11 protein-coding genes are annotated in these 12,073 nt (G+C 69.1%); 3 read left to right on the top strand and 8 right to left on the bottom strand.

The genetic code is table 11. From position 1 onward, the window contains the following. Positions 1-254: 254 nt before the first annotated feature. Both FZ033_RS20280 and FZ033_RS20285 read right to left on the bottom strand, forming a co-directional pair. Positions 255-1,157: a sigma-70 family RNA polymerase sigma factor gene (locus FZ033_RS20280; protein ID WP_232847582.1), complete on the bottom strand. Its 903-nt coding sequence runs from the start codon at positions 1,155-1,157 to the stop codon at positions 255-257. Beyond that, complete coding sequence (locus FZ033_RS20285) at positions 1,144-1,605, bottom strand: carboxymuconolactone decarboxylase family protein (protein WP_149577884.1); 462 nt, start codon at positions 1,603-1,605, stop codon at positions 1,144-1,146. The genes FZ033_RS20280 and FZ033_RS20285 overlap by 14 nt, the downstream gene beginning before the upstream one ends. A 231-nt stretch (positions 1,606-1,836) precedes the next feature. Between FZ033_RS20285 and FZ033_RS20290 the strand changes: the two genes are divergently transcribed. Continuing rightward, on the top strand, positions 1,837-3,378 hold the full coding sequence (locus FZ033_RS20290) for a FadR/GntR family transcriptional regulator (protein WP_149577885.1): 1,542 nt from the start codon (positions 1,837-1,839) through the stop codon (positions 3,376-3,378). 27 nt (positions 3,379-3,405) lie between these two features. Here FZ033_RS20290 and FZ033_RS20295 read toward each other — a convergent pair whose 3' ends face one another. Genes FZ033_RS20295 through FZ033_RS20310 form a run of 4 tightly spaced genes read right to left on the bottom strand, consistent with a single transcriptional unit; the run spans position 3,406 to position 7,512 of the window. Further along, on the bottom strand, positions 3,406-4,212 hold the full coding sequence (locus FZ033_RS20295; protein WP_188079600.1) for an enoyl-CoA hydratase/isomerase family protein: 807 nt from the start codon (positions 4,210-4,212) through the stop codon (positions 3,406-3,408). Positions 4,213-4,254: 42 nt separating this feature from the next. After that, positions 4,255-5,319, bottom strand: a complete 1,065-nt coding sequence (locus FZ033_RS20300) for an acyl-CoA dehydrogenase family protein (RefSeq protein WP_149577886.1) — start codon at positions 5,317-5,319, stop codon at positions 4,255-4,257. Between the two features lie 6 nt (positions 5,320-5,325). Continuing rightward, entirely contained in the window at positions 5,326-6,516 is a 1,191-nt protein-coding gene (locus tag FZ033_RS20305) for an acyl-CoA dehydrogenase family protein (RefSeq protein WP_149577887.1), read from the bottom strand. A gap of 9 nt (positions 6,517-6,525) precedes the next feature. Then, the gene (locus FZ033_RS20310; protein ID WP_232847583.1) at positions 6,526-7,512 is read right to left on the bottom strand and encodes a quinone oxidoreductase family protein; all 987 of its coding nucleotides are present in this window, start codon (positions 7,510-7,512) and stop codon (positions 6,526-6,528) included. Positions 7,513-7,725: 213 nt separating this feature from the next. Between FZ033_RS20310 and FZ033_RS20315 the strand changes: the two genes are divergently transcribed. Further along, complete coding sequence (locus FZ033_RS20315; RefSeq protein ID WP_149577888.1) at positions 7,726-9,318, top strand: class I adenylate-forming enzyme family protein; 1,593 nt, start codon at positions 7,726-7,728, stop codon at positions 9,316-9,318. 36 nt (positions 9,319-9,354) lie between these two features. On the opposite strand, the gene FZ033_RS20320 is transcribed toward FZ033_RS20315, so the two are convergent. Further along, entirely contained in the window at positions 9,355-10,260 is a 906-nt protein-coding gene (locus FZ033_RS20320) for an alpha/beta fold hydrolase (RefSeq protein ID WP_149577889.1), read from the bottom strand. A gap of 4 nt (positions 10,261-10,264) precedes the next feature. Next, positions 10,265-10,477, bottom strand: coding sequence for a tautomerase family protein (locus tag FZ033_RS20325; protein ID WP_149577890.1), 213 nt, complete (start codon positions 10,475-10,477; stop codon positions 10,265-10,267). A 276-nt stretch (positions 10,478-10,753) separates the two neighbouring features. Here FZ033_RS20325 and FZ033_RS20330 point away from each other — a divergent pair, with 276 nt between their 5' ends. Beyond that, positions 10,754-12,058 (top strand): ABC transporter substrate-binding protein, encoded by a 1,305-nt coding sequence (locus FZ033_RS20330; protein WP_149577891.1) that lies wholly within the window; start codon positions 10,754-10,756, stop codon positions 12,056-12,058. Positions 12,059-12,073 lie beyond the last annotated feature (15 nt).

Genomic DNA, 12,073 nt, shown 5'->3' on the forward strand with positions numbered 1-12,073 from the left:
ATAGCGCTGTCTCTGGTCGCGGCTACGCTGCGCGATCCGCTCCGTCACCTCCCCCACGCGGGCATTGAGGGGGGCGGTGGGGGCAGTGGTGGTGGCGGGCATGACGGTCTCCTGCGGGCGAGGAAGCGATCTTCAGGATAAAGCATTTAGGCCATTTGGTGCCGAAGCGCACGCGCCGCTCAAATCGATTTGATCCCAGCCGCCGCGCTGACGCTGGCCGCAGATCGTGCCCGCCAACGCGGAATGCCCGCCCCCTAATGCAATGGCGGAACGGCTGCGCCGGTGCCGGCCAGACCGGCAATGCGCACCAGCTTGTCGGGATTGCGGGTGATGTAGATGGCGACGATGCGCCCGTCGCGGATGTCGAGGGCGGTGGTCTGCAAGGCGTCGTCCCGCTCGCGACTGACATAGCCCGGCAGGCCGTCGATCCAGACCGGACGGATCAGCACGGCCGGCTGCCGCGTGAGCTTGCGATAGAGGCCGGCGAACAGGCGAAGCACGCGATCGAAACCCTCAATGGCATTGGGGAAGGCATGGGCCTTGCCCCCGCCATCGGACATGATGACCACGTCCTGCGCCAGCAGGGCGCGCAGGGCCGCCATGTCGCCGTTGGACGAGGCGAGGAAGAAGGCGCGGGCGATGCGGTCGCCCTCCTCGCGCGCCACCTTGAAGCGGGGACGGTCGTCGCGCACATGCTTGCGCGCCCGCGCCGCAAGCTGGCGCACGGCGGCACCGTCACGCTCCAAAGTGGTTGCTACCTCGTCGAGGGGCACGCCGAACACGTCGTGCAGCAGGAAGGCCGCGCGCTCCAGTGGCGACAGGCGCTCCAGGGCGAGCATGAGGGTCAGCGTCAGCTCGTCGAAGCGCATGTCCTCGTCCTCCGGCTCGACCATGGGCTCGGGCAGCCACGAGCCGAAATAGGTCTCGCGCCGCGCCCGCGCCGACATCATGGCGTCGAGGCACAGGCGGGTGACGATCCGCGTGAGATAGGCCGCCGGCTCGCGCACCTGCGCCTGGTCGACCGCCTGCCAGCGCAGCCAGGCGTCCTGCACCATGTCCTCGGCCTCGGCCATGGAGCCAAGCATGCGATAGGCGAGGCGTACCAGCCTTGGCCGCTGCGCCTCGAACCGGTCGACGGTGGCGTCAGGCGACGGCACGGACGTCCACCGGATGGGCGACGCGGAAGCCCACCTGAAGCCGGTTCCAGGCATTGATGGCGCCGATGGCCAGCGTCAGGCTCACCTGCTCCGCCTCCGTGAATGCAGCCTCAACCAGCGCATAGTCCGCATCGGGCGCACCGGTTTCGGCGAGGCGGGTGAGCGCCTCGGTCCAGGCGAGGGCGGCCCGCTCCCGCGCGCTGTAGAGGGAGGATTCGCGCCAAGCGCTCAGCATGTAAAGGCGCATCTCGGTTTCGCCGTGCTTGCGCAGGTCGCTGGCATGCATGTGGATGCAATAGGCGCAGCCGTTGATCTGCGAGGCGCGCAGCTTCACCAGCTCGAGCAGATTGTGCTCCAGCCCGCTGGCAGCGAGAGCGGCCTCCAGCGCCATCATGGCCTTGATGGCGGCGGGGGCGGCCTTGAAGGGTTCGGCAATACGCACGGTCATCATGGTCTCCTGTCACAGGGATTGTGCCTCCATGACGAGACGGCACGCTGGAATGTGACATGGCGGTGCTATGGCCCGCGAAAAAATCGCCGAGACCCCATCCCAAAGCCGCGCGGGACATCCGTTCGCTGCTGCACAAAACCCGGCACCAAGACCTGCCTTGCCCCGCTGATCATCCATCCCTAGTCTTTTCGGTAGCGGGCCGATACGAGCCCGGTGGGAGGAAAAGGGATGTCCGATGCCGCATTGGACCTGAAGCTGTGCCTTCTTCGGGGTGAGACACCAAGTCCGCTCGATCTCGACAGCTTTGCCGGCGCCGACCGCATCCGCCTGCGGACCCAGACCAAGTCGGCGGTCTCCGACCGCCTCGCCGTGCGCCTCCTCACCCTGATGGCATCGGGACGGCTGCCCCCCGGCGCCCGCCTGCCGCCGGAGCGGCAGATCGCCGAAACCGTGTCGGTGAGCCGGGTATGCGTGCGCACCGCGCTGGAACGCCTGAAGAGCGCCGGCTACCTGCGCTCCATCCAGGGTTCGGGCACCCGCGTGAGCGAGTGTCATGCAGGCAGCAGCCTCCACCGGCTGATCGCGGCGAACTCCACCAATCTGCACGACCTGATGGAGATCTGCGGCCACCTGGATTCCTGGGCCCTGGTACGCGCCATGCGCCACGGCGCCAGCGAGCCGAGAGACCGGCTGGTGGCATTGCTGACGCAGCCCGTCTCCTCCGCCGATTTCGCCCAGCGCGAGGCACAGGTGCGCTTCGCCTTGGCCGAGGCGACCCAGAGCGAGGTGTTCCTGTGGCTCATGCGCCACCTGTCGCGCGGCCTAGAGCGCGCCCAGGCGAGCCCGGCCAGCGAGACCGAGCGGGCGCTCCAGGTTGCCTCCCACCGGCTGGCGCGGGCATTGCGCCATGACGACCTGCCGGCGGCAAGCGTCGCCCTGGCGGAGCGCTCCGCCGCCCTGCTCCAGTGCAACTTCCATGACGGCTCGACGCCCCGGCGCGGCATGGGCGATTTGCTGGAAGGCGACGCCTTGCTCGCGGCCCTCACCATCGCCCAGCCCGACCAGCTGCGCGCGCGCCTCGTGGCGGAAATCGGCGTGCTCATGTCGGAGGCCAAGCTTTCCGACGGCGCCAAGCTGCCGAGCGAGCGCCAGCTCGCCGACCTGTTCGGCGTCAGCCGCATGTCGGTGCGCGAGGCCCTCGGCGCGCTCAAGGACCAAGGGCTGGTGCGGGCCAGCGCGCGCACCGGCACCCATGTGTGGCAGGCGCCGCTGGCGGAGAGCGGGCAGGAGCTGCGCTGCATCGTCCAGCGCAGCGAAGCCAACCTCATGGATGTCTGCGCCCTGCGGCATTATCTGGAGGCGTGGTCGTCCCGGCGCGCCGCCGCCTGCGCGAGCGTGGACGACCTCTCCGATATGCGCCGCATCATCGGCGAGATGCGCCGGCCGATCCCGGCGCTGCGGCGCAAGATCGACCTCGACTTCCGCCTGCACCTCACCATCACCCGCGCGACGGGAAGCGCGGTGGCGCTCTACATCACCGAGGTGCTGCGCGACGTCTACTCGGTCTATTTCGACTATACGCTCACGGAACTGTTTTCACCGCAGCGCGACAGCCTGTTGCTGGAACAGCATGTGGAGATCGTCGACGCCATCATGGCCCGCGATCCCGATCGCGCCGGGCGGGCCATGGAGGCGCACTGCCACATCTTCCGCAACCTCTACGGCCTGCTGCACGACACCGAGCCGCCCACCGCGCACGCGCTGCATTGAGCGGCGCGTGCCGCGCCCGAGCAACCCTCAGCGGCCGGAGAAGCCGGGTTTGCGCTTGTCGCGGAAGGCGTTCACCGCCTCCTGGTGATCGGCGGTGATGTTGGACAGGGCCTCATAGGCGAGGCTCGCGTCCATGACGCCGTGGACAATGCGCTTCAGCTCGATGTTGGTGGCCACCTTCGACCAGCGGATGGCCTTGGTGGCGCCCGCCAGCAGCTTGCCCACATAGGCCTCCACCGCCGCATCCAGATCGGCGGCGGGAACGGCGTGGTTGATGAGGCCGATCTCGGCTGCGCGCGGGGCGGTCAAAAGGTCGCCGCTCATGAGGAATTCCTTGGCCCGCGCATAGCCGATGAGCTGCGGCCAGATGGCCGCGCCGCCATCGCCGGCGACGAAGCCCACCGCCACATGGGGATCGCCGATCTTGGCTTCCGACGCGGCGAAGACCACGTCGCACATCAGGGCCAGCGTCGCCCCAAGGCCGGTGGCGTGGCCGTTGACGCGGGCGATGAGCGGCTTCTCCAGATCCAGCATGGAAAAGACGATGCGCTTGGCCTCCCGCGCCGTCTGCTCGAAGGTGTGGGGATGGTCGATCATCTCCTGCATCCAGTTGATGTCGCCGCCGGAGGAGAAGGCCCGCCCCGCCCCGGTGAACACCACCACGTCGCTGCCGGGATCGCTGGCGATGTCGTAGAACACCTCGGACAATTCCTCATGCATGACCTTGTCGGCGGCGTTGAGGAAATCGGGGCGGTTCATGGTGAGGGTCAAGAGCCGGCCCTTGCGCTCGATCTTCAGGGTCTCGTAGCGCTCTTCCAGGGGGATCCGCTTCATGGGAGAGAGGTCTTTCTTCGTCTTGAAGTTTAGTTCAATAAATCACGCCGCCGCGCCGAAGCGGGCGAGGTGTTCCTGCGTGGAGCCGAACAGCGCCGCATGGGTCTGGAGGCGCTTGTAGACGTGGCCGATGCGGTATTCCTGCGTGACGCCGATGCCACCGCTGACCTGGATGCACCGGGCCACCGCCCTGAGGCCCTGCACGCCGGCATAGGCCTTCAGCGCTGACGCCGCCCGCCCACGCTCCCCGGCCGGCCCGGCAAGGGCATCCGCCGCCCACATGAGCAGGGAACGCATCTGCGCGATCTCGCAGAAGCTCTCGGCCATCATGTGCTGCACCGCCTGGAACGAGGCCAAAGGCGCGCCGAACTGGGTGCGGTCCTTGAGATAGGACACGGTGAGGGCAAGCCCGGCATCGGCCGCGCCGAGGGCTTCCGCAGAGGCCCCCACCGCCGCCGCATCGGCGATGAGCGCGGCAAGGTCGAAGGCCGCTTCCCCCCGCGCCACAATGACGTCCGGGGCCACCGGCAGGTCGGCGAAGGTGAGCGCGGCGGCGGTGCGACCGTCCATCAGCACCGTCTCGTCCCGCGCCGCCGCAGCCGATGCCGGCAACAACAGCAGGGCGGCGCCATTGGCCGAGCCGGAGCCCACGGGCACGATCCAGTGAGTGGCGAGATCGATGCCGAGGGCCAGCCGGCTGCGCCCGGACAACAGCGTCGCGCCTTCGCCGAGCCGCAGGCCGGCGTCGGGGACATAGGCGAAGCGCACACTGCCCGCCTGAAGGCCCTCCGCCAGCGGCTGCGCTGCCTCAAGCGGCAGGGCCGCGAGCACGGGCGCGGCCAGAAGGAGGCTCGCCAGCAGCGGCGCGTCATCCAGCACGCGGCCGGCCTCCTCCAGGATCACCATGCATTGGGCCGGATCGCCGCCGATGCCGCCCAGCGCGTCCGGCAGGCCGAGGGCGAACCAGCCCAGCTCCGCCATGGCGCGCCAGCGCGCCTCTGGATCCCCCGTGCGGGTGTGCGACCAGGCGTTGGTGTCTTCGAGGAAGCGGCGCGCGCTGTCGCGCAGCAGCGCATCCTCCTCGCGTCGGTGTTCGGATCTGCGCATGGCTCCTCACATCCCCAGCACGGTGCGGGCAATGATGGTCTTCTGGATCTCGTTGGCGCCGGCATAGATGGTCACCACGCGGCGGAAGAGGTGACGCTCGGCCCAGCCCGCCGCCTCCGTGGCGGCCGGCCGCGCGTCCCCATCCGCGCTCCCATGGCTCTGCCGGATGCCCTCTTCCCCGAGCACGTCCATGGCCAGCTCGCTGATGCGCTGCTGCAATTCGGAGCCGATGACCTTGAGGATGGAAGCTTCCGGCCCCGGCTCGCGGCCGTCCGTCTGGTCGGCGAGGATGCGCAGGACCGTCACTTCCAGGGCGCTCAATTCCACGTCGAGGGCCGCGAAGCGCCGCTGGAACACCGGATCGTCGAGGACGCTCCCGCCCGCCGGCCCGTTCACCTGCCGCGCGAGGTCCCTGAGCCGCGTGAACTCGCGCCGCGAGCGGTGCACCTGGGCGTTGTTGGTGCGCTCGTGGCTGAGCAGGAACTTGGCATAGGTCCAGCCCTTGTCGATCTCGCCGACGAGGGCATCGTCGGGCACGAAGACGGCGTCGAGGAAGGTGGTGTTCACCGAGTGGGCGCCGTCGATAGTGATGACCGGCTGCAGCGACACCCCCTTAGCCTTCATGTCGACGATGAACAGCGACAGCCCGGCCTGGGGCTTCACCTGCGGATTGGTCCGCGCGAGGCAGATCATGTAGTCCGCGAAATGGCCCTCCGTGGTCCAGGCCTTGGCGCCGTCGATGACATAGCCGCCCTCCACCTTGCGCGCCGTGGTCTTCAGGCTGGCGAGATCGGAGCCGGCATTGGGCTCGCTGTAGCCCTGGCACCAGAAGGTGGCGCCGGAGCGGATGCCCGGCAGGTAGGCCGCCTTCTGCGCGTCCGAGCCGAAGGTGTAGAGGGTGGGGCCGACGAGATAGACGCCGAACACGCTCAGCGGCGGGGCATCGGCGTCCGCGCATTCGGCCTCGAACAGGAAGCGCTCGATGGGGGTCCAGCCCGGCCCGCCATAGGCCTGCGGCCAGTGGTGCGCGGCCCAGCCCTTGGCATCGAGAATGGCGTTCCAGCGGGCCATGTCGGCGCGCGACAGATGGATGCCGGCCCGGACCCTGGCGGCAAGGTCCGCGGGCAGGTTGGCGCGGATGAAGGCGCGCACCTCGGCGCGAAACGCCTGTTCCGCATCGCTGAAGAAAGTGTCCATGGCGGCCTCTCAGGGGATCAGGATGAGCGAGCCGGTGGTGGTGCCGGCTTCAAGGCGGCGATGGGCCTCGCCTGCATCCGCCAGCGGCAGGCTGAGGCCCACAGTGGGGGCGACGGCGCCGGAGGTGACCATGGCGAACATCTCGTCCGCGCCGGCCTGAAGGTCCGGCAGGGTGCGCAGATGGGCGAACACGCCGGGCACCGCTACCGACAGCGAGCGCTGCGGCCCGAGGCGCGCCAGCTCCACCGCGCCCAGCGGCTCGCCCACCTGGCCCAGATTGACCGCGAGGCCGAACGGCTTCAGGCAGTCCAGCGACTTCAGGAGCACGTCGCCCCCGAGCCCCTCATAGACCACGTCCACACCCGCCCCATCGGTGAGGCGGCGGGTCTCGGTCGCGAAATCCTGCTCCTTGTAGAGGATCACGTCGCAGCAGCCGGCCCGGAGCGCGTGCTCGGCCTTCGCCGGTGACCCCACGGTGCCGATCACCCGCGCGCCCAGCGCCCTCGCCCATTGCACGAGGAGGAGGCCGAGGCCCCCGGCCGCCGCGTGCACCAGCACGGTGTCGCCGGCCGAAACCCGCCGCACGCGGGTGAACAGCATGTGGGCCGTCATGCCCTGGAGCATGAGGGCGGCCGCCGCCTCGAACGAAATGGCGTCGGGCAGCTTCACTAACGCGGCCTCTGGCAACACGCGGGCGCTGGCATAGGAGCCCACCGGAGGCCCGGCATAGGCCACCCGGTCGCCGGCCTTGAGGCGCACCACGCCCGGCCCCACCGCCTCGACCACGCCGGCGGCTTCCACCCCGATGGCGCCCGGCAGGCGGGGAATGGGGAACACGCCCCTGCGATGGTAGATATCGATGAAATTGATACCCACCGCATGCTGGCGCACCAGCACCTCACCGGCCCCCGGCGCCGGCAGCTCGACCTCCTGAAGGACGAGGGCATCTGCCGCCCCGTAGGCGGCGATCCGGACCTCGTGCGCACGGACACTCACGCTGATGCCTCCCACTGGCCTCTTGAGGCAAACGCGCGGCGGCGATGCACCGCTTTGCCTGTTGCGCCTCAGGGAACGGGAGAAGCCGTCCGCAAACAACGTGCTCATTGGTCCGTCCGGAAGACCAAAGCGGGTTTTGACGGCGGGCCGGCGGCCCTGCGAAATCGATCCCGATCCGCGCCGCCCACCGGTGGCGCCCGAGCGAGCGTGCCCATGTCCCGTTCCACCTCCCCCGTGCCCGCCACCTCCGCGCCTACAGCCGTGCTCGACCTCACCGTGCCGGACCTGTTGCGCCTGCAGGCGCGGGAGGCGCCGAACCGCCTCGCCCTCTCCGCCCATTCCGCTAGCGGCCATCGCGACCGGCTCACCTATGCCCAGCTGGTGGAACGCATGGAGGCCATGGCGCGGGGGCTGGCGCGGCGCGGACTGGGCAGGGGGGACCGCATCGCCGTGCTGCTCGGCAACGAGGCCGGGCGCGAATGCATCCTCACCGCCATGGGGGCACTGCGCCTCGGCGCCGCCGTGGTGCCGCTGAACACCCGCTATGCAGACGAAGAACTGGCCCACGCGCTGGCTCTGGTGGAGCCGGCGGCGGTGGTGACGACCGTCGAGGGGGCAGCTCGCCTTGCGCGGCTGGCGCCCGCTCTGCACACCCTTGCCGTAGACGGGACGACGATCGGGGCGGACGCCTGGCCGGAGCCTGAGCGCGAGCCGCCGGGTCCTCTTCCACACGACCCCGCCGACGGGAGCCAGCTGGCCTGCCTGCTCTTCACCTCGGGCACCACAGCGCGCGCCAAGGCGGTGATGCACGATCACCGCTCCATGATCGGCGCCGGCCTCAGTTGCAGCGCCGCGCTGGGCCTCACCGAGGCCGATCTCTACCAGGGCGGCTGGCCGTTCTTCACCTCGTCGGGGCTTAATCTGGGCTGCATGTCGAGCTGGGTGGCAGGCGGCGGCTTCGTGTTCGAGGAGCCACTGGACAATGGCGGACGGCTGCGCCTCGTCGCCCGCGAGCGCTCCACCTTCCTGCACGGCGTGCCCTCGGTGATCCATTTCATGATCGAGGAATATGCCAAGGGTGGCTACGATGTCTCCAGCCTGCGCCGGGTGGGCTATGGCGGCTCCGCCATGCCGGCGGAAGTCATCCGCAAGATCGACGCGGCCTGGCCCGGCGTGGAGCAGGTGCAGATCTACGGCATGACCGAGAGCGGCCCGGCCGGCGCGCGCCTTGAGCCCGCCGACATGTGGCGCAAGCACGGCTCCGTCGGCGTCGCCATGCCCCATTGCGAGATCGCCATCGTGGACGAGGACGCCGCCCCCCTGCCCGCCGGCGCGACGGGGGAAATCCTCATCCGCGGGCCGGGGGTGGGCAAGGGCTACTTCCGCAATCTCGAGGCGACGCAGGCGGCGTTCCGGGCCGGTGGCATCCTCACCGGCGATGTCGGCCACCTCGATCCGGAGGGCTATCTCTCCTTCACCGACCGCAAGAAGGACGTCATCAACCGCGGCGGGCTGAAGATCTCCTCGGTGGCGGTGGAGCAGGTGCTCTACCGGTTTCCCGGCGTGCTGGAGGCGGCGGTGGTGGCCATCGCCCATCCCCATCTCGGCGAGGATGTGGCCGCCTGTATCGTGCCGCAGCCGGGCGTGCGCCTCGACCTCGACGAGATCGCCCGCTTCTGCGCCGACAAGCTGGCGGACTATGAGCGCCCGCGCCGCTGGCTGATCCTTGATGCCCTGCCCAAGAACCCCATGGGCAAGGTGCTGAAGACCGAGCTGCGGCAGCGGTTCGAGCCGACGCCGGCGTGAGGGGTCAGGCAGCTTCGCTCAGGCGCCGCGCGGGCTCTATAACACGCGGCGGAAGAAGGCCCGCACCTCGGCGGCGGCCCGGTCCGGATCCTCGTAGTGGACGAAATGGCCGAGGCCCTCGGCAACCGAGGCGTCGAGATCGAGGAAATAGTCCGGCAACCTGTCCATCCACGCCGACTTGAGCACCGGGTCGCGATCGCCCCAGAACACCCGCGTGGGCACGGCGATGGGCGCCACCGGTGGCGCCTCCCCCTTCATGATGGCGAGGCGGCCCGCGCGCATGCTCAAATACCAGTTGAAGCCGCCCTGCAAATTGCCCGGCTTCATGAAATTATCCACCCAGCGCTCCAGCGCGTCATCGAAGGTGTGGGGATCGGCGGACCAGTGGCGCAGGAAGTGCGAGAAATACTGCCGGCAGGTCTCGCGCGATGACCCCACCATGGCCGCCGCCCACGGCAGGCAGTGGAAGCTGTGGTACCAGATCTCGCGGATATGGTCCGGCGACGCCCAGCGCTTGCCGATGCCCGGATAGGGACAGTTGAAGAAGAACAGGCCGGAGAGCCGCTCCGGGTGGCTGCGGCCCGTGGACTGGGCCACCGAGGCCCCCACGTCATGGGAGACGAGGCCCACCGGTCCCTCAAGCCCGAGCCCGTCGAGAAGGGCGAGAAGATCCGCGGCGAGCAGGTCCGCGCTCACCGCCTCACTGGGGCCGACATCGGGCTTCTGGGTATCGCCGAAGCCGCGCAGGTCCGGGGCGATGACATCGAAGTCGGGCGCGAGCCGCGCCATCATCGGCTCCCACACCCCGCTGAATTCCGGCCAGCCGTGCAAGAGGACGAGGGGCCGCCCCCGCCCCGCCCGCAGATAGTGGATGTCCAGCCCGCCGGCCTGGATGCGATGGGATGCGGGCGAAGCAGATGGAGACGAAGCAGATTTTGGCATGGCCTCAGCCTGTCCGCGCCGCGCGCTCGGCCAGGATGGCCTCCACCGACTTTCCAGCCACGGCGAAGTCCGCGTTGGCGAAATCCTGGACCATGATGCGCACCTGATCGGGCCGGCACTCCAGCGTGCGGCACAGGGCGTCGGTCACTTCCTTGTACATGTCATCCTTCTGGGCCTGCGTGCGGCCTTCCAGCAAAACCACGTTGACGATGGGCATGGGGCACCTCCGTCCCGGAGTTCACAGTTTCCGGGCCGGGTCGGACAAGCCGGCTGCTGGTCTGGCGAGGAGACATCTGCCCGCGCCCGGGCGCGCCAATGCCCGAGGTAACGCGGGCGGGAGGCGAAGTGGTCTTATCCGTGGCCCAGCCAATCCCTTGCCCGCCGGGCGCCACGTGACATCGTTGGCAAAAGACATGCGAGCCCCGGACGGCGCCAACCGCCGGGGCATCGCCAGAAAACACGACTCCACGTGTCATCATCCGGGAGGAAACCCATGCCTAGCGACGGACTTCGCCGCCCGCCTTCCTGTTCACGCCGGGGACTTCTCGCGTTCGCCGCCGTGCTGTTCAGCGCCGGGACCGCGCTGGCCCAAACACCTGCACCGACACCTGCGCCGACCACCGTATCCATCGGCTGCGTGCTGCCGCTGTCCGGCGGCTCGGCCTCGGTGGGCAACCAGATCAAGGCCGGCACCCAGATCGCGGTGGACCAGATCAACCGCGAGGGCGGCATCAAGTCCATGGGCGGGGCCAAGCTCGCGGTGCTGTTCGGCGACAGCCAGTCCAAGGCCGACATCGGCGTGACGGAGACCGAACGCCTGATCACCCGCGAGAATGTCGCGGCCCTGTGCGGCGCGTTCAACTCGGCGGTCACCTTCCCGGCCACCGAGGTGGCGGAGCGCTACAAGACGCCCTGGGTGGTGCTCGGCGCGGTGAAGGACGAGATCACCGAGCGCAACTTCAAATATGTCTTCCGCATCAACAACAAGGCGAACTACGACGCACGCGAGCAGATCGACGCCATCGACCTGCTCGCCCAGGAGAGCGGCAAGAAGCCGAAGACCATCGCGCTCATCTATGAAGGCTCCGACTGGGGCCGCTCCCACGCCGCCAACGTGAAGAAGTTCGCCGCCGAGCGCGGCTATAGCGTGGTGCTGGACGAAGCCGCCCCGCCCAACCAGGTGGATTTCTCCAACCAGCTGCTGAAGGTGCGCGCGAGCCGCCCCGACGTGCTCATCGTCGCCTTCTACACCCCTGATCACCTGATCCTGTCGCGCCAATTGATGGACCAGCGCCTCGACATCCCCTTCGGCGTGCATTCCGTAGGCGGCGGCACCGAGGACCCGGCTTTCTACAAGGCCATCGCACCCCGCGCCGTGGATTATTACTTCGTGCAGGAAGACTTCCAGATCGACATCGTCGAGGCCACCAAGGATCCGGCCATCCTCGATGCCGACAAACGCTCCAAGGAAATGCTGGGCTACGGCCTCACCGCCTATTCGGCCCAGGGCCTTGCCACCATCCATGTGATCCGGGATGCCCTGGAGCGCGCCGGCAGCGCCGATCGCGAGAAGCTGCGCGACGCCCTCGCCGCCACCGACATCGCCGCAGGTCCCGCCCTTGCCGCCGGCTACCAGCGCGTCAAGTTCGATGCCCAGGGCCAGAACACCTTCGCTCACGGCGTGATTTCGGAGAACCTCGGCGGCAAGCGCCGCACCGTATGGCCGAAGGACAACCGCCTGCCCGACACCAAGCCCGTGTGGCCGGTGCCGGAGTGGTCGAAGCGGCCCAATTCCTGACGTCCGGGCTCCCTC

The organism is Xanthobacter oligotrophicus, assembly GCF_008364685.1.
Classification (GTDB): Bacteria; Pseudomonadota; Alphaproteobacteria; order Rhizobiales; family Xanthobacteraceae; genus Xanthobacter; species Xanthobacter oligotrophicus.

Coding starts and splice junctions, on each gene's coding strand:
- FZ033_RS20285 (WP_149577884.1), bottom strand. CDS start 1,605: ATGACCGTGCGTATTGCCGAACCCTTCAAGGCCGCCCCCGCCGCCATC.
- FZ033_RS20290 (WP_149577885.1), top strand. CDS start 1,837: ATGTCCGATGCCGCATTGGACCTGAAGCTGTGCCTTCTTCGGGGTGAG.
- FZ033_RS20295 (WP_188079600.1), bottom strand. CDS start 4,212: ATGAAGCGGATCCCCCTGGAAGAGCGCTACGAGACCCTGAAGATCGAG.
- FZ033_RS20300 (WP_149577886.1), bottom strand. CDS start 5,319: ATGCGCAGATCCGAACACCGACGCGAGGAGGATGCGCTGCTGCGCGAC.
- FZ033_RS20305 (WP_149577887.1), bottom strand. CDS start 6,516: ATGGACACTTTCTTCAGCGATGCGGAACAGGCGTTTCGCGCCGAGGTG.
- FZ033_RS20315 (WP_149577888.1), top strand. CDS start 7,726: ATGTCCCGTTCCACCTCCCCCGTGCCCGCCACCTCCGCGCCTACAGCC.
- FZ033_RS20320 (WP_149577889.1), bottom strand. CDS start 10,260: ATGCCAAAATCTGCTTCGTCTCCATCTGCTTCGCCCGCATCCCATCGC.
- FZ033_RS20325 (WP_149577890.1), bottom strand. CDS start 10,477: ATGCCCATCGTCAACGTGGTTTTGCTGGAAGGCCGCACGCAGGCCCAG.
- FZ033_RS20330 (WP_149577891.1), top strand. CDS start 10,754: ATGCCTAGCGACGGACTTCGCCGCCCGCCTTCCTGTTCACGCCGGGGA.